General features: G+C 62.1%; 19 protein-coding genes, 1 pseudogene and 1 other annotated feature. Of the genes and pseudogenes, 8 read left to right on the top strand and 12 right to left on the bottom strand.

All coding sequences use genetic code 11. From position 1 onward, the window contains the following. Window positions 1-576 precede the first annotated feature (576 nt). Window positions 577-1,437 carry a formate/nitrite transporter family protein gene (locus tag IG171_RS04930; protein ID WP_212130303.1) on the top strand — a complete coding sequence of 287 codons (861 nt, stop codon included), beginning with the start codon at window positions 577-579 and terminating at the stop codon, window positions 1,435-1,437. Here the strand turns inward: IG171_RS04930 and IG171_RS04925 are convergent. The 9 genes from IG171_RS04925 to argC all read right to left on the bottom strand — a co-directional run bounded on the left by IG171_RS04925 (window position 1,416) and on the right by argC (window position 11,186). Then, complete coding sequence (locus IG171_RS04925; protein WP_212130302.1) at window positions 1,416-1,823, bottom strand: YccF domain-containing protein; 408 nt, start codon at window positions 1,821-1,823, stop codon at window positions 1,416-1,418. The genes IG171_RS04930 and IG171_RS04925 overlap by 22 nt on opposite strands. A gap of 308 nt (window positions 1,824-2,131) precedes the next feature. Then, window positions 2,132-3,418 (bottom strand): tyrosine--tRNA ligase, encoded by a 1,287-nt coding sequence (gene tyrS, locus IG171_RS04920; RefSeq protein ID WP_212130300.1) that lies wholly within the window; start codon window positions 3,416-3,418, stop codon window positions 2,132-2,134. Window positions 3,419-3,634: 216 nt separating this feature from the next. Next, window positions 3,635-5,056, bottom strand: a complete 1,422-nt coding sequence (gene argH, locus IG171_RS04915; RefSeq protein ID WP_212130298.1) for an argininosuccinate lyase — start codon at window positions 5,054-5,056, stop codon at window positions 3,635-3,637. An 87-nt stretch (window positions 5,057-5,143) separates the two neighbouring features. After that, a complete protein-coding gene (locus IG171_RS04910; RefSeq protein WP_212131539.1) occupies window positions 5,144-5,680 on the bottom strand; it encodes an arginine repressor in 537 nt (178 codons plus the stop codon). After that, entirely contained in the window at window positions 5,680-6,600 is a 921-nt protein-coding gene (gene argF, locus IG171_RS04905) for an ornithine carbamoyltransferase (RefSeq protein ID WP_212130296.1), read from the bottom strand. The genes IG171_RS04910 and argF overlap by 1 nt, the downstream gene beginning before the upstream one ends. A gap of 27 nt (window positions 6,601-6,627) precedes the next feature. Then, on the bottom strand, window positions 6,628-7,929 hold the full coding sequence (locus tag IG171_RS04900; protein WP_212130294.1) for an acetylornithine transaminase: 1,302 nt from the start codon (window positions 7,927-7,929) through the stop codon (window positions 6,628-6,630). Continuing rightward, complete coding sequence (gene argB / locus IG171_RS04895) at window positions 7,922-8,905, bottom strand: acetylglutamate kinase (RefSeq protein ID WP_249204070.1); 984 nt, start codon at window positions 8,903-8,905, stop codon at window positions 7,922-7,924. The genes IG171_RS04900 and argB overlap by 8 nt, the downstream gene beginning before the upstream one ends. Beyond that, a complete protein-coding gene (argJ, locus tag IG171_RS04890; protein ID WP_212130293.1) occupies window positions 8,902-10,080 on the bottom strand; it encodes a bifunctional glutamate N-acetyltransferase/amino-acid acetyltransferase ArgJ in 1,179 nt (392 codons plus the stop codon). The genes argB and argJ overlap by 4 nt, the downstream gene beginning before the upstream one ends. Further along, window positions 10,077-11,186: an N-acetyl-gamma-glutamyl-phosphate reductase gene (gene argC, locus IG171_RS04885; protein WP_212130292.1), complete on the bottom strand. Its 1,110-nt coding sequence runs from the start codon at window positions 11,184-11,186 to the stop codon at window positions 10,077-10,079. Before argC ends, argJ begins: the two co-directional genes overlap by 4 nt. Window positions 11,187-11,230: 44 nt before the next feature. Between argC and IG171_RS04880 the strand changes: the two genes are divergently transcribed. The 7 genes and pseudogenes from IG171_RS04880 to IG171_RS04850 all read left to right on the top strand — a co-directional run bounded on the left by IG171_RS04880 (window position 11,231) and on the right by IG171_RS04850 (window position 18,228). Then, a complete protein-coding gene (locus tag IG171_RS04880) occupies window positions 11,231-12,205 on the top strand; it encodes a quinone oxidoreductase (RefSeq protein WP_212130291.1) in 975 nt (324 codons plus the stop codon). 388 nt (window positions 12,206-12,593) lie between these two features. Next, the gene (locus IG171_RS04875; protein WP_249203587.1) at window positions 12,594-13,925 is read left to right on the top strand and encodes an IS1634 family transposase; all 1,332 of its coding nucleotides are present in this window, start codon (window positions 12,594-12,596) and stop codon (window positions 13,923-13,925) included. Window positions 13,926-13,970: 45 nt separating this feature from the next. Continuing rightward, window positions 13,971-14,282 (top strand): transposase, encoded by a 312-nt coding sequence (locus IG171_RS04870; RefSeq protein WP_212127336.1) that lies wholly within the window; start codon window positions 13,971-13,973, stop codon window positions 14,280-14,282. After that, window positions 14,231-15,193: an IS3 family transposase gene (locus IG171_RS04865; RefSeq protein WP_349252154.1), complete on the top strand. Its 963-nt coding sequence runs from the start codon at window positions 14,231-14,233 to the stop codon at window positions 15,191-15,193. Before IG171_RS04870 ends, IG171_RS04865 begins: the two co-directional genes overlap by 52 nt. Then, window positions 14,240-14,372: a sequence feature (AL1L pseudoknot), on the top strand. It overlaps the preceding gene by 133 nt. Before the next feature lie 42 nt (window positions 15,194-15,235). After that, window positions 15,236-15,514, top strand: a pseudogene (locus IG171_RS04860) (IS1634 family transposase); the annotation flags it as partial. Between the two features lie 309 nt (window positions 15,515-15,823). Further along, window positions 15,824-17,446 (top strand): IS21 family transposase, encoded by a 1,623-nt coding sequence (gene istA / locus IG171_RS04855; protein ID WP_212130290.1) that lies wholly within the window; start codon window positions 15,824-15,826, stop codon window positions 17,444-17,446. Between the two features lie 8 nt (window positions 17,447-17,454). Next, window positions 17,455-18,228 (top strand): ATP-binding protein, encoded by a 774-nt coding sequence (locus tag IG171_RS04850; RefSeq protein WP_249204068.1) that lies wholly within the window; start codon window positions 17,455-17,457, stop codon window positions 18,226-18,228. On the opposite strand, the gene IG171_RS04845 is transcribed toward IG171_RS04850, so the two are convergent. The 3 genes from IG171_RS04845 to IG171_RS04835 form a co-directional block, all read right to left on the bottom strand. Continuing rightward, the gene (locus IG171_RS04845; RefSeq protein ID WP_212127892.1) at window positions 18,167-19,753 is read right to left on the bottom strand and encodes an IS1634 family transposase; all 1,587 of its coding nucleotides are present in this window, start codon (window positions 19,751-19,753) and stop codon (window positions 18,167-18,169) included. The two genes, IG171_RS04850 and IG171_RS04845, sit on opposite strands and share 62 nt — an antisense overlap. A 368-nt stretch (window positions 19,754-20,121) precedes the next feature. Next, window positions 20,122-20,502 (bottom strand): hypothetical protein, encoded by a 381-nt coding sequence (locus IG171_RS04840; RefSeq protein WP_212130286.1) that lies wholly within the window; start codon window positions 20,500-20,502, stop codon window positions 20,122-20,124. Between the two features lie 23 nt (window positions 20,503-20,525). Then, window positions 20,526-21,665 carry a hypothetical protein gene (locus IG171_RS04835; RefSeq protein ID WP_212130284.1) on the bottom strand — a complete coding sequence of 380 codons (1,140 nt, stop codon included), beginning with the start codon at window positions 21,663-21,665 and terminating at the stop codon, window positions 20,526-20,528. Between the last annotated feature and the right edge of the window lie 26 nt (window positions 21,666-21,691).

Raw genomic sequence — 21,691 nt, 5'->3', positions numbered from 1 at the left:
GGGGTGATCGAAGCTGGCCCAATAAATAGTCTCACCAGAAAAACAAACAATTTCTGGCATCACAACTAGTTCAAACAAACACGCTATTGGATTCTCAAACCACAAACACACACCCATCACCGCAACCCACACAAGGCCACGTACACTGGGAGCATCCGCATCAAATATCGCCACCCCACAACCCGAACCGACCCCGGACCGAACCCGTGCTCGTCCTGGTCAGACCCGGCAGAAACCCTGTTCTTCGAACCATGTTCCCGGCGGGGCAACGAGATATAACTCTAGACCAGACCAGAAGCGTCGTGCAACTCCAACCGGGTCCACACGCCTGTGACAACCGTCACCGACGCCGACCAGCCACGACACCAACCCGAACCCCACCATCACAACCACGCGCAACCAACCACGAACACTGACCGAACCCAGCCCCGTCAACGGCTCACATTCGGTCTCAACGCTTTTCTCCAGAGCAAGGGCTTCGCGCTCACCGGTGCGAGCGGCTCGCCCACTCGATGCTCGGCGACATCGCAGTCGAATCCCAGCTGTTCGCCCGGATGCGGAATTTACACTGGGCCAATGACTCAGAAGGAGCAGCGCGTGCGCCTGGGCAGGAACGACCTCGATCTGGAAGACGAGCTGGTCGATGAAGCGACTGCCACGGTCACGGAAGGCGCCAAACGGCTCAACCGGAAATGGCCGGAACTCATCGTCACCGGGCTGTTCGGCGGCATCGACGTCGGTCTCGGAATCTTGGCGATGATCCTCGTCAAACAGGCCACCGGTTCCGAGATCCTCGCCGGCATGGCCTTCGGCATCGGCCTGCTCGCTCTCAAGCTCGCGCACTCCGAACTGTTCACCGAGGAGTTCCTCCTCCCGCTCAACGCCGTCATCGCCGGACAGGCCACTTGGCTTCAGGTCGTCAGGCTCTGGGTCGTCACGCTTGTGACCAATCTGCTGGGCGGGGCGGCCTTCGCGTGGCTCATCGTCCTCGGCCTGCCCGATTACCATGTGGTGCTCGCAGACATGGCGGAGAGCTATGTCGACCAGCCCTCACTCAGTGTGATGATCGCTCTGTCCCTCCTCGCCGGGGCGGCCATCACGCTGGCCACCCGCATGCAGCAGGGCACATCGAACGATGTTGTCAAGGCGATCGTCTGCATGGTCACCGGACTGCTCGTCATCGGGTTCGGGATGCTGCACGGGGCGATCAACGCGATCATCATCTTCGCTGCCATGTTCGCAGGAGCCGACGTCTCGATCCCTCAGTTCCTGCAGTGGTTCGGCATCGTGATCGTGTTCAACATGCTCGGCGGTCTGCTCATCATCTCCCTGCCCCGGCTGCTGCGAACCAGGCGTGTGCTCTGGGGAGTGCGCAAGGGCCGGATCTCCCTCGAAGAGCTCCAGCAGCAGAGCGCTCAGGCACGTGCTCCGCGATAGCCGGGCATGAGGGAGTCGCTGCTGACGATCTTCTTGCCCAGGGGCATGAGCGAGACGGGGATGAGTTTGATGTTCGCCCAGCCGAGCGGAATGCCGATGATCGAGACGAACAGCGGAATCGACGTCACCACGTGTCCGATGGCCAGCCACACTCCCGCGACGACGAGCCAGATGATATTGCCCACCGTCGTCACGATGCCGGCGGGCTTGGTTTCGATGACCTCGCGTCCGAACGGCCACAGTGCGTAGTTGCCGATTCGGAAGGAAGCGATGCCCCAGGGGATGGTGACGATGAGAATGCAGCAGATGATGCCGGCGGCCCAGTATCCCAGGGCGAGCCAGAGTCCGCTGAAGATGAACCAGATGATGTTGAGCAGTGTTCGCATATTCTCCTCGATTCGTCGGATCCGTCATTCCAGTCTGATCCATCATGCCCGCGACCACCATGAGGCTTGCCGGAATCTTGGTGCCGGTCTCTCCACACCGTCTCCACCGCCCTCCGCCAAGAACCGTGAGAACCAGAGCCGGCTACAACCAGCCACCTTGTACGCATCGAGAACAAGGTGATTGCGTGTACCGCGCACGTAGCTGCGGAGATACCGACGATCACGTCTGACCAATGGTGGTGAATGCGACGACACCGTGTCCTGCAGAGTGGCCAGGACACGGTGTCGTCGGTGCAGATCGGGCTCGCTCAGCCGACGATGTCGACGGCTCCCAGGGTCTTCTTTCCCCGGCGCAGGAGGATCACTCCCCCGGCTTCGGTGGGGAGCACCTCGGCGGCGGTCAGAGCCTGGTCTTCCGCGGTGACCTTGACGTTGTTGACGTAGGCGCCTCCGTCCCTGATGGCACGGCGGGCCTCACCCTTGGACTTGACGATGCCGGCGGTGACGAAGGCATCGGCCACGGGCAGGCCGTCGGAGAGCTGGGTCGCGCTGACGTCACCGCGCGGCAGCTCTGAGGTGGCCGCGCCCAGGGTCGAGGCGTCGAGACCGGCGAGTTCTCCGCCACCGAAGAGCGCGGAGGCCGCGGCGATGGCCTGCTCGTACGCTTGGCGGCCGTGGACGAGGGTGGTGACATCCTCGGCGAGGGCCTTCTGCGCCACACGGGTGTGCGGGGCAGCATTGAATTCGGCGGCGATCGCGTCGATCTCTTCCAACGACCGCAGCGAGAACACCTTGAGGTACTTCACCACATCGCGGTCGTCGGCGTTGAGCCAGAACTGGCTGAAGGCGTACGGGCTGGTCAGGGTCGAGTCGAGCCATACCGTGCCGGATTCGGTCTTGCCGAACTTCGTGCCGTCGGCCTTCGTGATCAGCGGGGTGGCCAGTGCGTGCACGGACTCCTGCTCGACCCGACGGATGAGGTCGACGCCGGAGGTGAGGTTGCCCCACTGGTCGGAGCCGCCGGTCTGCAGGGTGCAGCCGTAGCGACGGTAGAGCTCGAGGTAGTCATTGCCCTGCATGACCTGGTACGAGAACTCCGTGAAGGAGATCCCGGCCTCGCTGTTGAGACGAGCGGAAACGGATTCCTTGGCCAGCATCCGGTTGACCGGGAAGTGCTTTCCGATGTCGCGGAGGAAGTCGATCGCCGAGAGCTGCGAGGTCCAGTCGAGGTTGTTGACGATCTTGGCAGCATGGGGGCCGTCGAAGTCGAGGAACTTCTCGACCTGGACCCGGATCTTCGCCAGCCATTCCTCGACGACCTCGCGCGGATTGAGAGTCCGCTCCCCCGACATCCGCGGATCGCCGATGAGGCCGGTGGCGCCGCCGACGAGAGCGAGCGGATTGTGCCCGGCCTGCTGCAGGCGGGCGGCGGTCAGCAGCTGCACGAGGTTGCCCATGTGCAGGCTCGGCGCCGTCGGATCGAAACCGACATAATAGGTCAGCGACTCGGTGTCCAGTGCTTTCTGGAGGGCGGCCTCGTCGGTCGAAACCGCGACGAGCCCGCGGGCTTTGAGTTCGCTGAATATGTCGGTCACTTCGGTCCTTTCGAAACTGTGTGCTGTGTCGGTGCGGCACCGACGGAGTCAATTCTACGGTGTCGCCGAGGTGGTTGTGCCCGCGGATCGCGACTGGAGCAGTCCTCTTGTCGGCTGACCGTTCTGCGGTGACCGAGATGGAGCGTCAGGCACGACGGCTTCTGAGTCGATGGCGTCATGACCCGGCAGTCGTCGGCCTGAGTTCGGCCGCTACCCTCACACGCTCCGGGCCGACCCCGCGAATTCGCGCAGCCGGTCCACCTCGGCCTTGGCGTTGGCGATCTGCTGGTCGACAGCCGACCGAGCGGTACCGCCCTTGGCGTTGCGGGAGTCGATCGAACCCAGAGTCGTGAGCACCTCACGCACCTCCGGCGTGAGGTGTTCGGAGATGCCGGCGAAGTCCTCGTCAGTCAGGTCCCAGAGTTCGACGTCGCGAGACTCGGCCAGCTGCACGCATGCGCCCGAGAGCTCGTGGGCCACGCGAAAGGGCACGCCGGCACGCACGAGCCATTCGGCGATGTCGGTGGCCAGCGCGAATCCGCGCGGCGCCAGGTGCGCCATGCGCTCGGTGTCGAATTCGAGGGTCGCGATCATGCCGGTGAATGCCGGAAGCAGCAGCTCGAGGGTGTCGGTGGCGTCGAAGACCGGTTCCTTGTCCTCCTGCAGATCACGGTTGTACGCCAGCGGCAGCGCCTTGAGGGTTGAGAGCAGCCCGGTGAGGTCACCGATGAGGCGGCCGGACTTGCCGCGAGTGAGCTCGGCGATATCGGGGTTCTTCTTCTGCGGCATGATCGACGACCCGGTCGAGTAGGCGTCGTGGAGGGTGACGAATGAGAACTCCTTCGTCGCCCAGGCGATGACTTCCTCGGACAGGCGGGAGAGGTCGATGCCGATCATCGTGGTGATGAACTGGTATTCGGCGAAGACATCGCGGCTGGCGGTGCCGTCGATCGAGTTCTCGACCGAGTCGTTGAACCCGAGGTCGGCGGCCACGGCCTGCGGGTCGAGTCCCAGCGACGATCCGGCCAGGGCTCCCGAACCGTAGGCGGAGACTCCGGCACGGGCGTCGAAGTCGACGAACCGGGCGACATCCCGCAGCAGCGGCCACGCGTGGGCGAGCAGATGGTGGGCCAGCAGCACGGGCTGGGCGTGCTGGAGGTGGGTGCGCCCGGGCATGGGTGCCTCCGGGTGGGCTTCGGCCTGGGCGATGAGCACCTCGACGGTGTCGAGGACGAGCCCGGCGATCTCACGGGAATGATCGCGCAGATACATCCGCCCCATGGTCGCGATCTGGTCGTTGCGGGACCGTCCGGCCCGCAGTTTGCCGCCGAGTTCGGGTCCGGCGATCTCGATGAGTCCGCGCTCGAGCGAGGAGTGCACATCCTCATCGGATTCGGCGGCCACATACTCACCGGTCTCGACCCGCCTCAGCAGCTCGTCCAACGCCTCGTGCATTCCGGCCAGCTCCTCGTCGGTGAGCAGCTTGGCGTTGTGGAGGACCTTCGCATGCGCCTTCGACCCGGCGATGTCGTACTTCGCCAACCGCCAGTCGAAGTCCGTCGACTTGCTCAGTGCGGCCAGGGCATCGGCGGGCCCGTCGGAGAATCGTCCGCCCCACAGGCTCAGTCGTTCGCTCACAGATCGTCCTTTCTTAACCGTGCCGAGGCGCCGGTGCGTTCGTTCTTCGTTGTCATTGTTCCAGGTCTCAGCCGGCGCCGAGGTCGCTCAGCCTTCGGCCAGACCGCCGGCGGCGAATTCGAGGAAGGTCTCGGCCAGGGCCTGACCTCCGACGGCCGCCTCGGCGATGACGAGGACCGTATCGTCTCCGGCGATGGTGCCGAAGACACCGAGGGTCGAGGATCGATCGATCGCCGAGGCCAGGTACTGCGCGGCCCCCGGCGGGGTGCGCAGCACGACGGTGTTGTCCTGGGCGGCGGCGGAGACGAGCAGCTCTTCGAGCAGTCTCGGCAGCTTCGCGTCGAGGCTGTCACCGGTCGACTGCTGCAGGGACCGGTCGCCGCCCTCACCGGGGACGGCGTAGACGGATCCGGTGGTCGTGCGGATCTTCACGGCCCCCACCTCGGCGAGGTCGCGCGACAGGGTCGCCTGGGTGACGGTGATGCCCGAGGTCGCCAGCGCCTCGGCGAGTTCGATCTGGCTTCGCACGGATTGGCGGGTGATGAGATCGATGATCTTCTGCTGCCGGGCGGTCTTCGTCAGCGGCGCGGAATTCGCCGAGGCGGGACTGTTCGTCTCGGCCATCATCGCTCCAACAGGTAGGTCATGAGGGCCTTCTGCGCGTGCAGACGGTTCTCGGCCTCGTCGAAGACCACCGAGGCGGGTCCGTCGATGACCTCGGCCGTGACCTCCTTGCCGCGGTAGGCGGGCAGGCAGTGGAGGAAGATCGGGTCGTTGCCCGCATCCATGAGGTCCTGATTGACCTGGAAGGGCATAAACGGTGAGGCCTCGTCGTCGCGGCCGGCGGCGTCCTGGCCCATCGATACCCAGGTGTCGGTGACGAGCACATCGGCACCGTTCGCGGCGGCGACCGGATCGTCGGTGACTGTCAGCGATCCTCCGGTCTGGGTGGACAGGGCTTCGGCCTCGGCGATCACTGCGGGCGCCGGCTGGTGGCCGGCCGGTGCGGCGATGCGCACGTGCATGCCGGCGTTGACGCCGCCGAGGGCATAGGAGTTGGCCATATTGTTCGCCCCGTCGCCGAAGTAGGCCATGGTCTGGCCGGCGATGTCGCCGCGGTGTTCGCGGATGGTCAGCAGATCGGCCAGGATCTGGCAGGGGTGGAAGTCATCGGACAGGGCGTTGATGACGGGCACGGACGAGTACTCGGCCATCTCGACGAGCCCGGCCTGGGAGTAGGTGCGCCAGATGATGGCAGAGACCATCCGCGACATCACCTCGGCGGTGTCGGCGATGGATTCCTTGTGCCCGAGCTGGGCCTCACCGGGGTTGATGATCAGCGGCTGCCCGCCGAGTGCGGCGATGCCGGCGGCGAACGACACCCGGGTCCGTGTCGAGGTCTTGTCGAAGATGACCGCCGCTGTCTGCGGCCCGGCCAGCGGGGTCCGCGAGTAGGGGGCGGCCTTGAGTTCGACGGCGAGGTCGAGGACCCTGCCCAGTTCTGCCGGGCCGAGGTCGGAGTCCTTGAGGAAATGGCGTGTCATGATGATCCTTCGAGAGTTCGGGTGAGCTCAGCCGGCAATGAGGCCGGGCAGGGCAGCGATGAACGGGGCGAGTTCCTCGGTGGTGATGGTCAGCGGTGGGGCCAGGCGCAGACGCCCGGGCGCGACGGGGTTGATGATGAACCCGGCCTCGAGGGCGCGGGCGGCCACGGCCTTCGAATCCGGGACCGCGCCCTCGCCGGCGCCCTGACCGTCGGCAGCGCCGGTCGAACCGTCGCTCGTGAGCTCGAGCCCGAGCAGCAGTCCCTTGCCCGTGATCTCTCCGATCCCGTCGACCTCGGCCAGCTGGGTCTTCAGCCAGTCGCTGACCTGCGCGACGTGGGCGAGCACGTTGTCCTTCTCGATGGTCTCGAGCACGGCGAGTCCGGCCGCGCAGGATAAGGGGTTGCCGCCGAATGTCGTGCCGTGCTGACCGGCCTCGAGCAGCTTCGTGTTCGAATCTCCCACGGTGATGGTGGCCCCGATCGGCATGCCGCCGCCGAGGCCCTTCGCCGAGGTGATGATGTCCGGGGTCACGCCCTCGCCGATCTCCGGATCCTGGTGGGCGAACCAGTAGCCGGTGCGGCCGATGCCCGACTGGACTTCGTCGAGGACCATGAGGGCCCCGAATTTCGTGGTGAGTTCGCGGACGGCGGTGAGGTAGCCGGTCGGGTGTGTGCGCACACCGACCTCACCCTGGACGGGTTCGATGAACACGGCCGCGGTGTTCTCGTTGAGGGCCGCCTCGAGCGCCTGAGTGTCGCCATAGGGGACGTGGACGACTCCGGGCACTCCGGGAGCGAAGGGATCGCGGTAGGCGGCCTTCGCAGTCAGTGCCAGCGAGCCCATCGTCCGGCCGTGGAAGGCCCCGTCGATGGCGATGATGAACGGGCGGCCCCCTCCCCCGGCGCGGCGGGCCATCTTGAACGCCGCCTCGTTCGCCTCGGTGCCGGAGTTCGAGAAGAACACGGCGGATCCGTCCGGCAGGTCGAGGATCTGGTGCAGCTTCTCGGCCAGGCCGATCTGGGCCGGTGAGGTGAAGAAGTTCGAGATGTGGCCGAGCGTGCTCGCCTGCTCGGCGATCGCGGCTGTCCAGGCCGGGTGGGCGTGGCCGAGTGCGTTGACGGCGATGCCGGCGAGCAGGTCGAGGTACTTCTTGCCCGATGCGTCCCAGACATAGGAGCCCTCACCGCGGACGAGGTCGAGCTGGGGTGAGCCGAAGACCGGGGACAGGACGCGGGAGAAGTCGTCGCGCCAGGTCTGTGCCTGATCCCCGGCCTGTTCGTTCGCGGCCGGGCCGGCCGGTTTCGTCTGTGCGTGTGTGTCAGTCATGGACGTCCTCCGTGGTTGCCTTGTGCCCGTCGCCCAGCGGTGCGGGTTCGACGACGGTGTCTTCGACCATGGTGCCGATGCCCTCGGAGGTGAAGACTTCGAGCAGCAGCGAATGCGCCATCCGGCCGTCGATGATGTGGGCCTGCTGCACTCCGTTCTCGATCGCCTCGAGTGCGGCGGTCATCTTCGGGATCATCCCCGCGTCGAGGGAGGGCAGGAGTTCGCGCAGCTTCTTCGGGCCGATGCGTGAGATGAGCGAGGACGTGTCGGGCCAGTTCGCGTAGAGGCCGGGCACATCGGTGAGCATGATGAGTTTGTCCGCTTTGAGCGCCTTCGCCACCGCCGAGGCGGCCAGATCGGCGTTGATGTTCAGCGGTTTCCCGGCCTGTCCGCCTAACTCCGAGGCGATCGAGCAGATGACCGGTACCCGCCCGTCGTCGAGGAGTTCGGTGATCACGGTGGTGTTGACCTTCGCAATCTCGCCCACCCGGCCGAGGTCGATGACCTCGCCGTTCACCTCGGCGCCGGTCTTGTGTGCCAGCAGCAGGTCCGCGTCTTCACCGGACAGGCCGATCGCGGCGTTGCCGTTCTGGTTGATGCGGGAGACGATGTCGCGGTTGACCTGGCCGGACAGGACCATGCGGATGACCTCGGCGGCTTCTTCGGTCGTCACTCGCTGTCCGGCCTTGAACTCGGATTCTATGCCGAGACGTTCGAGCATCGCCGAGATCTGGGGCCCGCCGCCGTGGACGACGACGGGGCGGATGCCGGCGAAGCGGAGGAAGGCGATGTCATCGGCGAAGGACTGCTGTAGCTCCGGGGAGACCATGGCGTTGCCGCCGTATTTGATGACGATCGTGGCGCCGGAGAAGGTCTTGATCCACGGCAGCGCTTCGGTCAGGGCTTCGGCCTTGACCTGGGCGGCGGCGAGCCGGGCGGCCGTGGACTTCGTGGACATATCGTGCGGGTTGTTCATGAGGAGTAGGCGCTGTTCTCTTCGACGTAGTCATGGGTCAGATCCGAGGTCCACACGGTGGCGGTGTCGGTCCCGGCGTGGAGGTCGATGACGACGTCGACGCTGCGTTCGAAGGTCACGCGTTCCGGGTCCTCATAGGGTCCTGAGGCTTTGCAGACCTGGACGCCGTTGATCGTGACGTCGATGGCGGTGGGGTCGAAGGCTGCTGCGGTGGTGCCGACCTGGGCGACGACGCGGCCCCAGTTCGGGTCCTCGCCGAAGATCGCGGCCTTGAACAGGGCCGAGCGGGCCACCGAGCGGGAGACCTCGACGGCGTCGGCCTCGGACGCGGCACCGCGGGTGGTGATCGCGATGTCGTGGTGGGCGCCTTCGGCGTCGACGTGGAGTTGGTGCATGAGGTCGAGGCAGACCTCGCGCAGCAGGCTCGTGAACTCTTGCGTGTCGACCGCAGCGTCGTGGGCTCCTGAGGACATGAGGATGACGGTGTCGTTCGTCGACATGCATCCGTCGGTGTCGAGACGGTCGAAGCTCTGGTTCGTCGCCGCCCGCAGTGCCTGGTCGAGGGCAGGCTGGTCGACCTTCGCGTCGGTGTTGATGACGACGAGCATGGTCGCCAGTCCCGGGGCGAGCATGCCTGCGCCCTTGGCCATGCCGCCGATCGTGTACCCGGCAGTCGATTCGCGGCTGGCGGTCTTCGCCACGGTGTCGGTGGTCATGATCGCTTCGGCGGCGTCCTGTCCGGCTTCGACCGTGGTGTCGGTGGCCGCGACGAGCGGTGGGAGGTGGCTGAGGATCGCGTCGCGGAAGCCCTGTCCGCCGACGCCGATGAGTCCGGTGGAGCAGACGAGGATGTCCTCAGGCTTCGTGTCGGTGCCGGCGGCGGTGAGGGCTTCGGCGGTGGTTTGGGCGGTCAGGGTCGTGGTCTCATACCCGAAGTCGCCGGTGTAGCAGTTCGCTCCCCCGGAGTTGAGGACGACGGCGCGGGCGTGTCCGTCGGCCGAGGCCTTCTGGGACCACAGGACCGGGTTGGCCTTGCACCGGTTGGACGTGTAGACGGCGGCGACGGCGTCGGACGGTCCGGTGTTGATGACGAGTGAGAGGTCTTTCGTACCGGAGGGTTTGAGTCCGGCGGTCAGTCCTGCGGCACTGAATCCAAGTGGTGCGGTCACGCTCATGGGGCGACTCCTTCAAGGGGAAGTGCGGTGGTCTCGTCGAGACCGAGGGCGAGGTGGATAGACTGGAGGGCCTGTCCGGCGGTGCCGCGGACGAGGTTGTCCAAGGCCACGACGACGAGGATCTTGTTTGCGCGTTCGTCGACGGTGAACTGGATGTGAGCCATATTCGAGCCCGCCGTCGCCGAGGTGTGGGGCCATTGGCCCTCGGGCAGGAGCCGGACGAAGGGTTCGTCACCGTAGGCCTGGGCGAACGTTCGGCTCAGCTGGTCCCCCAGCGCTGCGGCGTCGAGGAGTCCTCCGGCGGTGCGTGGTGCGGCCTCTCCGAGGTCGGCGGTGATGGTCGCGAGGATCCCCCGGGCCATGGGCACGAGTGTCGGGGTGAAGGAGATCCGCGTCGGCCCCTCGGCGGCATCGGCGCCGAGGACGCCGTTGAGGTTCTGTTCGATCTCGGGCACATGCCGGTGGGTGCCGCCCGTGCCGTAGGGCGAGGCGGCGCCGAGGACTTCGGCCGCGATCAGATGCGGCTTGAGGGCTTTGCCCGCTCCGGAGACCCCGTTGGCGAGCACGGCGTTGAGACCGGCAGGAGCTGCGAGGCCTGCCTGGATGAGCGGCGCGAGGCCGAGGGTCACGGCGGTGACGTTGCAGCCGGGCACGGCGATGCGCTTCGTGTCAGCCAGTGCTTCGCGCTGCTTCGTGCCGTCGGCGGTGAGCAGTTCGGGCAGACCGTAGGTCCAGGTGCCCTGGTGGTCGGAGCCGTAGAACTTCTCCCAGGCGGCCGCACTGATGAGTCGGTGGTCGGCGGCGAGGTCGACGATGAGGGTGTTCGGGCTCGTCTTCTCGAGCTCGGCGGAGATCGCCCCGGACTGGCCGTGCGGCAGTGCGAGGACGACGACATCGTGGCCGGCGAGCACCTCGGCGGTGGACTCTTGGACCACAAGTTCGGAGAATCGGGGAAGATGGGGTTGATGTCGGCCGAGTGTCTCGCCCACGGAAGAGTGTCCGCACACCGTTGTGACGTTCAGATGGGGGTGAGTGCTCAGCAGCCGGAGGACCTCTCCCCCGGCGTATCCGGTGGCACCGGAGACGGCAACACTGAAATCGTTCATATGTATAACTATACCAGCACATTAAATTATATGCAGGAGGCGTCATGACCCAGGCAGTTCGTGCGATGGAAGCCGGTGGACCCGAGGTCCTCGAGTTCGGTGAGGTGGAGACCCCTGTTGCCGGGCCCGGTGAGGTGCTCGTCGACGTCGATGCTGCGGGCGTGAACTTCATCGACACGTATCGTCGTTCGGGTGTGTACCCGATGGAGTACCCGCACATCGTCGGCTCCGAGGGCACGGGCAGGATCGCCGAAGTCGGCGAGGGCGTCGAAAGCTTCTCCGTCGGCGACCGCGTCGCCTGGCATGAAGCGCCGGGGTCGTATGCGACCCAGGTCGTCGTGAACACGGATAACCTCCTGCGCGTGCCGGAGGCCGTGAGCGCCGAGGTGGCTGCCGCGATGCCGCTGCAGGGGCTGACCGCGCAGTACCTGGCGACAAGTTCGCATGAGATCAAGCCGGGTCAGACGGCACTTGTGCACGCCGGTGCCGGTGGCGTCGGTCTACTGCTGACCCAGATCGTCAAACACCTGGGCGGCAATGTCATCTCGACGGTGAGCACCGAGGAGAAGGCGGAGCTGGCGCGCAAGGCCGGTGCCGATGACGTGTTCCTCTACGGCGAGGGCGTCGACATCACGGCGAAGGTCAGGGAGCTCACCGACGGCGAGGGTGTCGACGTCGCCTATGACGGAGTCGGGAAGGACACGTTCGATGCGTCGCTGGCATCGATCAAACCGTTGGGGTCGATGGTCCTCTTCGGTGGGGCGTCGGGCCAGGTGCCGCCGTTCGACATCCAGCGCCTCAACTCCTCGGGCGGAATCTTCCTCTCTCGCCCGTCGCTGGCATGGTTCGTCCGCAGCTCGGAGGAGTTGGCGAAGCGCTCTGCAATGCTCTTCAACGGCATCGAACACGGCTGGTTGAACTTCCGCGTCGGTGCGACGTTCGCGTTGGCTGATGCAGCGGACGCTCATCGGGCGCTGGAAGGGCGCAAGACGACCGGCAAGGTTGTGCTGACGGTGTGACTTCTGCTCTATACGACGAAGCGATGAAGTGGGTGTTCAGCTTCCGATTCTCAGGACCTGGACACCCACCGAGCCCATGTGAAGCGAAACTTTCGGCAGGACGCTTGCCCTACTCCTCCACAGATTCAAAAACATAGACTTGGATAGGCGAAGCCCAAAATCTCGCCATCACAAGTTGATTACCGCCTGCGATTTTGACTACGTGAGAACTCAACGTGGCAACGAGTTTTGAATGAACATCCCTGGCGAAACCGAGGTCGGCCGTTAAGTCCCTAGAACCTGACTTCCACAACTAGGCGCTGATTTCGCGATTCCGTTCGTGTTTGTGCTGGTCACAAGGCCGGGAATTCTGTTGGTGGGACACTAATTGGCTGTCTACGATGGGGCTATGTCGCCTCGTCTGCGGAAAGTCACCACCGGGTCCGGGGCCACAGCCGTGCAGATCGTGCGCAAACACCGTGGGAAAGTCACCGTCCTTGAACACCTCGGATCCGCTCATACAGAAGCAGAACTAGCGGCTCTGCTCGCTGCCGGCGAAGAAGGGCTCGCCGACTACGGGGCGGCCGAACAACTCGAACTTGAGCTGGGCCTACCTACCGATGCTGCCGTGCCACCGCGGGCCCGAACTGTGGTGGGATCACGGTCTTCCGTCCTCATCGATGCCATCGCCGAGTCGTGGAAGAGACTCGGTTTCGACGAGGTGGTCAACGACAACGCCTTCTTTCACCTCGTGCTGGCACGGCTGGTTGAGCCGACATCGAAAGCCGACAGTCTCCGTGTCCTTGCCGAGCTCGGTATCGAGCCACCGCACCACAACACGTTCCTCAACTGTCTGGTTCGGGCCAACGAACGCGACTACCGGGACAAGATCGCCGAGAAATGCTTCGCCCACAGCATCGCCACCACCGGCATCAGTCTGCTGCTGTATGACGTCACGACACTGTATTTCGAGGCTGAGAAGGAAGATTCTCTGCGTCAGGTCGGGTACTCCAAAGAACGCCGCGTGGACCCGCAGATCGTTGTTGGACTCCTCGTCGATCGGACCGGATTCCCGTTAGAGATCGGCTGCTTCGAAGGATCGAAAGCAGAGACCCACACGCTCATTCCCGTGATCAAAGCCTTCCAAGAACGCCACCAGGTGACAGACATGGTCGTCGCCGCCGACGCCGGAATGCTGTCGGCAAAGAACCTCAAAGAACTCGATGACGCTGGGCTGCGGTTCATCGTCGGGTCGAGGCAGACGAAAGCTCCACACGATCTGGCGACGCATTTTCGGTGGAATGGTGAGTACGCCGAGGACGGGCAGATCATCGACACGATCACCCCGAAAGGAACCAAGCGGCTTGATCCTGAGCGGGTGAAGAAGAGACGCGAACCCGTCTGGTCAGCGAAAGAGCATCCTCATGCGTGGCGAGTGGTGTGGCAGTACCGGCGCAAACGGGCGATGCGTGATGAGCAGACGCTGAACCTGCAGCGCAACCGGGCATTGGCGATCATCGACGGTGACAAGCCGGCGAAGAAGGCTCGGTTCGTCAAGGTCACTGATGAGGAGAAAGCCTTCGATGAGAAGGCTTATGAGCGGGCGATGAAGCTGACAGGGTTCAAAGGCTACGTGACGAACATTCCCGTCGGGACCATGCCTGCGGCCGAGGTCATCGGCAGCTATCACGACCTGTGGCATGTCGAGCAGTCTTTCCGGATTGATTCGTCCTTGGTTTGATGGAGGGTGTGCGGTTACCCAAGAAAGGACTACCCTCAACTCATCATGCCTACCTCGAAATATCCACCAGAAGTACGTGAGAGAGCCACTCGACTGGCTCTCGAGGCCCGCGCCGACCCAGAGACTCGAAACGGTGCCATCGCCCGCATTGCCGAGCAGACCGATGTGAACAAGGAAGCCCTGCGCAACTGGGTCAAGAAAGCCGAAGCAGCCAACCTGCCCGTCGAGACCGAGGACGTCCAGGCACGGATCCGGCGGCTGGAGAAGGAGAACCGGGAGCTGCGGAAGTCCAACGACATCCTCCGATCAGCGACCGCGTTTTTCGGCAAGGCGGAGTTCGACCGCCTACAGAAGTAATCGTCGCCTTCATCGACGAGAACAAGCACAGGTGGGGAATCGAACCGATCTGTCAGGTCCTGCGCCAGGACCTGGGCCTGAGCATCGCCCCATCAACGTACTATGCCTTCAAGACCCGTCCGGTCAGCGCTCGAGCCCAGCGAGATGCGGTGCTCAAAGAAAGGATCATGGCTATCCACACTCACCGCCGCAACAAGGTCTACGGCATCCGCAAGATCCACGCCGAACTCACAAGGACCTACGGCCCCGTGGCCCGGTGCACGGTCGAGAGATTGTGCAATGAGTTGGGCATCCGGGGTGTTGTGAGAGGGAAGTTCCCGCGGACGACGAAGCCCGGTCCCGAGACGAAACGACCGGCTGACCTCGTCAAACGTAACTTCACCGCTGCGGAGCCGAACCGTCTCTGGGTCGCGGATCTGACCTACGTTCCCACTGAGGCCGGCTTCGTTTACGTCGCGTTCGTCCTCGACGTATTCTCTCGAATGATCATCGGCTGGCAGACCTCGACGCGAATGTATACCGATCTGGCTCTCGATGCTTTGAATATGGGCATATGGGGCCGTAAACGTGCAGGTCACGACGTTGTAGGGCTGACCCACCACTCGGACAGAGGGGTGCAGTATCGGGCTCTGCGCTACACCCAGGCACTGGCTGAGGCCGAGGCAGTGGCGTCGGTGGGATCGATCGGCGATAGTTACGACAATGCCATGGCCGAAGCGCTGAACTCGTTATACAAATACGAACTCGTCTTCACCGACGGCCCCTGGTCCGGTCGCAACGATCTCGAGGCCGCGACGGCTGAGTGGGTGCATTGGTTCAACACCGAACGGTTGCATTCGATGCTTGACTATCAGACTCCCGCCGAGATCGAAGCAGCCCACTACACGAGCCTGCAGACTTCGGCGGCCTAATAACTGAACGAACGTTCAGCCTCCAGAAAACCCGGGACTTGACAGATGTCGAAGACCGACCTACGAGCCAGGCCGATCTTCCACCGCACCAGAGATGCGATCGAGGCGCACTTGACAGTCGTGTTCACCGCGTTGGCCATATCGAGGTTCATGCAGGACACGACTGGGGCGTCGCTGAAGAAGATCATCACATCGTTGCGGCCGCTGCGGGAGTTCACCGGCCGCGTGGGTGGGCAGGACATCACCTTCGACCCAGAGGTCACCGGGGAAGCGAGAAAAATCGCGGGTGAGCTACTGCCGGACCGTTTTGCGGGGCACTAAAGTTGTGGAACTCAGGTGAACATCCCTGGCGAAACCGAGGTCGGCCGTTAAGTCCCTAGAATGATCCCACGGGTTTTGCATATGCAGACTTTCGCTCAGCTTTCCCCACATTCGCATCCAATCACTGCTTGACAATGCTTCAGGACTTGAGTTCCAGACTGTTGGCTTGCCGTTTTGGTGTAGGGAAGCGCCATTCGGTAGCACCTGTGTAACGAAGTGGTAGCAGCTATGTAAGTACCCGGTAGCAGTAGAGCAGGATTGCTTTCACCCACGACAGTGAAGTCGTGATCAGTGAAAGGAATCCTGCTCATGGCCGACTACCGGCTTATTCTCTCCCTGATCGTTCAGGGATACTCCTACAGACAGATCGAAGCGATGGCGCAATGCTCGCACCGCGCGATCGCGAAGGCCCACACGATCGTCAAGAACGAAGCGTTGACGACGAAGGACCAAGTCGATGCCCTTACCGTCGACGACCTTGATCGGTTGTTCACCGACGGCCGCAGAAGCACCGACGGGGACTTCGTCCCGATCGATGTCGATGCCGTCATCAACGCTCGCATTGGGCGGAAGAAGCCACCATTGAAAGTGTTGTGGGCCCGCTACCTCAACACTCCAGCTCCCACTCCGTCGGCGCGGCATTACAGGTATGAACGGTTCTGCCAGATCATTGCCGAACACGTGCGCACCCACGACCTCACCAGCCCGATCACCCACATCCCGGGGCATACGATGCAAGTCGACTGGGCAGGAACCCCGATGTGGATCACCGACCCGATCACCCGCGCAGCTACGAAGGTCTCGATCTTCGTGGCCACACTGCCGTATTCGGGAATGCTCTTCGCCTACGGGTGCCTCGATGAGAAACTTTCTGCCTGGTGCGATGCCCACAGACGTGCCTTCGAATACTTCGGCGGCGTGGCTCAGGTCATCATCCCCGACAATGCGTCAACAGCGTCGAACCAGATCAGCAAGTACGACAAGACCCGCGACGTCAACGCCTCCTACGCCGGGTTCCTCGAGCACTACAACACCGCAGCCGTACCCACGCGGGCCTATAAACCGAAGGAGAAAGCCAACGTCGAATCCGGCGTCAAGATCGTCACGAACTGGATCATCCACTACCTCGCCGACCGACACTTTGCTGATATCGATGACCTCAACGCGGCTGTCGCCGACCGGGTGGAATGGATCAACGACCGCACCCCGTTCCGCAGCCAGCCGAAATCCCGGCGGGACTGGTTCACCGACGGTGAAGCCGGCGACCTGCTCGGCCTGCCCGACCAGCCCTGGCAGGACGTGAGCTGGAAGAAGGCGAAAGTCTCCCGCGACTGGCACATCCAGGTTGAGACCATCAAATACTCCGTGCCCGCTGCCTTCGTCGGCACCACCGTGGATGTGCGCATCATCGGTACCCGACTCGACATCCTCGCCGGCGGTGACATCATCGCCAGCCACCGAGTGGTGACGAAGAAGCATTCGTATGTCACCGATGCCGACCATGCTCCAGCCTCTCAAGGCCAGACGGCGGGGTTGTGGACTCGCGGCTACTTCCTCCGCCAAGCCGCGAAGACGGGACCGAACACGGTTGATGCCCTCACCCGGCTGCTGGATGCCAAGAAGATCGAGGCCCAAGGGTTCAGGGCCTGCATGAATATCCTTTCCCTGGGCAAGGGCGACAACCGGCCCTTGCTGGAACAGGCCTGCCAAACATTGTGCGCCGATGAGCGCCGACCGATCAGCTATACCGCGATCAAACACCAGCTGACAGCTGTTCGGGCTCAGGCCAAGCAACGACCGGCAGTCACGCCACCACCATCACCGGCCCCAGTCCCTACATTGTCGAGGGATACCAGCCGTGCTCACCTGACTGGTGTTGATCAGTTTCGGCTTCAGGTGCTGACGAACGATGAGGAAGGATCCGACCGATGAGTAATCACTTGACCACTGATGACATGGCGACGTTCACCCAGTTGCGGATGACCGCGTTCGGGCAGGCCGTGATCGATATCGCCAACGATTCCGACTACGACGATTGGACGTTCTCAGCCAAGATTCACCACGCTCTCGATATCGAGCTCGCAGCCCGGGCAGAACGTCGCGTCCATAAACTCCTCAAAGCCTCGCATACCCCGAACCCCGCGGCCTGTGTCGAAGACATTCGTTACCTGCCTGATCGGACGCTGACTCGTGACGTTGTTGATCGGCTCGCATCGTGTGCCTGGATTGAGAATGCGACGAACGTGATCATCCTCGGCAAGACCAGTGTCGGCAAGTCCTATCTGGCCCAGGCCCTGGTCAACGCTGCCTGCCGGAAGGACTACACAGTCGCCTACTGGCGGCTTGATGATCTGGGGAACCGGTTAGCTGTCTATCAACCGTCTGATCCCGGAGGATTGCGGTTCCTCGACAGTCTGCGCAACTGCGACGTCCTCGTCCTCGATGACTTCCTCACCACTCCGATCTCGATGGACACGACGGCGAAGATCCTGAACATTCTTGCCAGCAGAGAAGGCCGCGGAGCCACGGTTGTCACGTCCCAGTTCGACCCCGAAGACTGGTACAAATCACTCCACGATGCCGTCATCGCCGAATCGATACTGAGCCGGCTCGTGTCCGTCAGCGAGATCGTCCAACCTGAGTTCCACAACTTTAGTGCCCCGCAAAACGGTCCGGCAGTAGCTCACCCGCGATTTTTCTCGCTTCCCCGGTGACCTCTGGGTCGAAGGTGATGTCCTGCCCACCCACGCGGCCGGTGAACTCCCGCAGCGGCCGCAACGATGTGATGATCTTCTTCAGCGACGCCCCAGTCGTGTCCTGCATGAACCTCGATATGGCCAACGCGGTGAACACGACTGTCAAGTGCGCCTCGATCGCATCTCTGGTGCGGTGGAAGATCGGCCTGGCTCGTAGGTCGGTCTTCGACATCCGGAAAGACTGCTCGACATGCCACAGGTCGTGATAGCTGCCGATGACCTCGGCCGCAGGCATGGTCCCGACGGGAATGTTCGTCACGTAGCCTTTGAACCCTGTCAGCTTCATCGCCCGCTCATAAGCCTTCTCATCGAAGGCTTTCTCCTCATCAGTGACCTTGACGAACCGAGCCTTCTTCGCCGGCTTGTCACCGTCGATGATCGCCAATGCCCGGTTGCGCTGCAGGTTCAGCGTCTGCTCATCACGCATCGCCCGTTTGCGCCGGTACTGCCACACCACTCGCCACGCATGAGGATGCTCTTTCGCTGACCAGACGGGTTCGCGTCTCTTCTTCACCCGCTCAGGATCAAGCCGCTTGGTTCCTTTCGGGGTGATCGTGTCGATGATCTGCCCGTCCTCGGCGTACTCACCATTCCACCGAAAATGCGTCGCCAGATCGTGTGGAGCTTTCGTCTGCCTCGACCCGACGATGAACCGCAGCCCAGCGTCATCGAGTTCTTTGAGGTTCTTTGCCGACAGCATTCCGGCGTCGGCGGCGACGACCATGTCTGTCACCTGGTGGCGTTCTTGGAAGGCTTTGATCACGGGAATGAGCGTGTGGGTCTCTGCTTTCGATCCTTCGAAGCAGCCGATCTCTAACGGGAATCCGGTCCGATCGACGAGGAGTCCAACAACGATCTGCGGGTCCACGCGGCGTTCTTTGGAGTACCCGACCTGACGCAGAGAATCTTCCTTCTCAGCCTCGAAATACAGTGTCGTGACGTCATACAGCAGCAGACTGATGCCGGTGGTGGCGATGCTGTGGGCGAAGCATTTCTCGGCGATCTTGTCCCGGTAGTCGCGTTCGTTGGCCCGAACCAGACAGTTGAGGAACGTGTTGTGGTGCGGTGGCTCGATACCGAGCTCGGCAAGGACACGGAGACTGTCGGCTTTCGATGTCGGCTCAACCAGCCGTGCCAGCACGAGGTGAAAGAAGGCGTTGTCGTTGACCACCTCGTCGAAACCGAGTCTCTTCCACGACTCGGCGATGGCATCGATGAGGACGGAAGACCGTGATCCCACCACAGTTCGGGCCCGCGGTGGCACGGCAGCATCGGTAGGTAGGCCCAGCTCAAGTTCGAGTTGTTCGGCCGCCCCGTAGTCGGCGAGCCCTTCTTCGCCGGCAGCGAGCAGAGCCGCTAGTTCTGCTTCTGTATGAGCGGATCCGAGGTGTTCAAGGACGGTGACTTTCCCACGGTGTTTGCGCACGATCTGCACGGCTGTGGCCCCGGACCCGGTGGTGACTTTCCGCAGACGAGGCGACATAGCCCCATCGTAGACAGCCAATTAGTGTCCCACCAACAGAATTCCCGGCCTTGTGACCAGCACAAACACGAACGGAATCGCGAAATCAGCGCCTAGTTGTGGAAGTCAGGAGCCAATTAGTGTCCCACCAACAGAATTCCCGGCCTTGTGACCAGCACAAACACGAACGGAATCGCGAAATCAGCGCCTAGTTGTGGAAGTCAGGAGCCGGCTCGTGTCCGTCAGCGAGATCGTCCAACTCGATGGCCCGAACATGCGGAAGAAGACTCGACAGCAACCTGAAGCCGATAGTCGGGCGTGACCGTAAGCTGGGAGCGCGGGGCATTGGAGTGGTGCTACCGGATCCCCGCGCTCCTGCTACCACTTCGTTACACAGGTGCTACCGAATGCCGCTTTCCTACATTTTGGTACGGCCCCTCTTCGGAGACGCCCTTAGGCCAGTATTCGTGGCTAATACTCTTTAGCGCCTTTTGAACATGTTCGAACTTTCGAAGCCTGAACACCTGGCGCCGATCTTCGAACGCTGAACGATTAGCCACAAGAGACGCACACGCTATCTCCTCAATCGACAGGCGCAACTGCAATGTTGCGTAGAGTACGTCACGTTCATCCATGGCCTCTCCATAGAGAAGAGAGCGTGCTTCGTCGATTCGTAGCTTGATTCTTTCTGACAATTTTGCATATGTCGACTGGACATCGACAACCTCACCTATGCTCTTCATACGTTCCATCGTATCGACATCGAGCATCGGAGTTGAACTACAAGCGAACTTTAGAACCTCAACGACCAAAACCTCAGATAGTGGTACAGATCACTTTTTACGTTTCCTTTTCGCTCCTTTTTCAACTCTTTATTAGACATTTGCGGATAAAAACCATCACTCATCATGCGCTGTATTCCGTCAAACAGCTGTGCCGATGCATGAGCAAACTTTTCGTCAGTCATGTCTAATATCTTCTGTGAAGCAGGTATCCTATCAGATCCGTGCACTAGCTCACTCGCCACAACCCCCACGTTTCGCCGGGCGTCCGCGACGGCGCAAAGAGTCAGCAAGCCAAATGAGATAACTCGTTGACGAACGTGCTTAGTGCCGGACAGGAGAAACAACTGAAGCTCCCGGTATGAGTCGAGAAGTTCATTGAACCTCTTGGACTTTCCCAGCTCTCCATCGTCGAGATTGACGCGTCGCGCCGCGGTCCGAATTCGATCTATTGTGTCTATTACTGCCGAGTTCGACTCTTCAATTTTTCTCCACCTGTACGCCCAGTAGCCAACCAGGCCCAAAAGCAAGGCACAGGCGACCGATTCCCAACTCAGAGACAATCTCGAAAGGCTAGCCACGGCAACAGCTGAGAATGCGACCAGCACACTCACCTCAAAGCCGGCCGAAAACCCCTGGACACTAAGACCCGCCCTGAGCTCAATGATCCTTAATGGCACCGGCTGATTCCACAACATCGCGCAGAGGAAGCCCACAGCCAGGATCACCAGTAACAGGGCCACAATATACTGATTTCGCGAATCTATATCTTTCGGATATATTATAAAAAATATTAAAAGACCACAAGATGACCACAAATAAATAGCGATAAGCACCTGAAAAATTTTCACCAAGGTGTTCGAAATCGTCTGAAATTTAACAGTCATCCAACGGAACTGATTCGAAGACGAACCGAACAAGCAGAAAATAACTCCAAGTAAAAATAAAATAACTATAGAAACCGACAGGCCAGGATACGCCGACATACCCTTCCGCCATATTGCTCCTGTCGCAAGCACTAAAAATAAGGCTAGAGACATTCCGAAAGCCAGCAGTCCCCCGATAAACTTTGTCTTGTCGATCCCGGATTTCTCAAGAGGGCTTAGTTCAAGCTCTTCTAACAGCTCAACTAACGGCACCCAGCTGTCCATGTGGTCATCCTTCGGCCGTTCATTTA

Origin of the sequence: Brevibacterium sp. SMBL_HHYL_HB1 (genome assembly GCF_018208375.1) — a bacterium.
In the GTDB taxonomy this organism is placed as follows: Bacteria; Actinomycetota; Actinomycetes; order Actinomycetales; family Brevibacteriaceae; genus Brevibacterium; species Brevibacterium intestinavium.
The sequence above is the reverse complement of the archived record's forward strand: the minus strand, read 5'-3'. Positions and strand labels throughout refer to the sequence as shown.

What these genes read in the sequence shown, in the direction of transcription:
- IG171_RS04930 (WP_212130303.1), top strand. Translation starts at nt 577, where the DNA reads ATGACTCAGAAGGAGCAGCGCGTGCGCCTGGGCAGGAACGACCTCGAT.
- IG171_RS04925 (WP_212130302.1), bottom strand. Translation starts at nt 1,823, where the DNA reads ATGCGAACACTGCTCAACATCATCTGGTTCATCTTCAGCGGACTCTGG.
- IG171_RS04910 (WP_212131539.1), bottom strand. Translation starts at nt 5,680, where the DNA reads ATGGCCGAGACGAACAGTCCCGCCTCGGCGAATTCCGCGCCGCTGACG.
- argF (WP_212130296.1), bottom strand. Translation starts at nt 6,600, where the DNA reads ATGACACGCCATTTCCTCAAGGACTCCGACCTCGGCCCGGCAGAACTG.
- IG171_RS04900 (WP_212130294.1), bottom strand. Translation starts at nt 7,929, where the DNA reads ATGACTGACACACACGCACAGACGAAACCGGCCGGCCCGGCCGCGAAC.
- argB (WP_249204070.1), bottom strand. Translation starts at nt 8,905, where the DNA reads ATGAACAACCCGCACGATATGTCCACGAAGTCCACGGCCGCCCGGCTC.
- argJ (WP_212130293.1), bottom strand. Translation starts at nt 10,080, where the DNA reads ATGAGCGTGACCGCACCACTTGGATTCAGTGCCGCAGGACTGACCGCC.
- argC (WP_212130292.1), bottom strand. Translation starts at nt 11,186, where the DNA reads ATGAACGATTTCAGTGTTGCCGTCTCCGGTGCCACCGGATACGCCGGG.
- IG171_RS04880 (WP_212130291.1), top strand. Translation starts at nt 11,231, where the DNA reads ATGACCCAGGCAGTTCGTGCGATGGAAGCCGGTGGACCCGAGGTCCTC.
- IG171_RS04875 (WP_249203587.1), top strand. Translation starts at nt 12,594, where the DNA reads ATGTCGCCTCGTCTGCGGAAAGTCACCACCGGGTCCGGGGCCACAGCC.
- IG171_RS04870 (WP_212127336.1), top strand. Translation starts at nt 13,971, where the DNA reads ATGCCTACCTCGAAATATCCACCAGAAGTACGTGAGAGAGCCACTCGA.
- istA (WP_212130290.1), top strand. Translation starts at nt 15,824, where the DNA reads ATGGCCGACTACCGGCTTATTCTCTCCCTGATCGTTCAGGGATACTCC.
- IG171_RS04845 (WP_212127892.1), bottom strand. Translation starts at nt 19,753, where the DNA reads ATGTCGCCTCGTCTGCGGAAAGTCACCACCGGGTCCGGGGCCACAGCC.
- IG171_RS04840 (WP_212130286.1), bottom strand. Translation starts at nt 20,502, where the DNA reads ATGCTCGATGTCGATACGATGGAACGTATGAAGAGCATAGGTGAGGTT.
- IG171_RS04835 (WP_212130284.1), bottom strand. Translation starts at nt 21,665, where the DNA reads ATGGACAGCTGGGTGCCGTTAGTTGAGCTGTTAGAAGAGCTTGAACTA.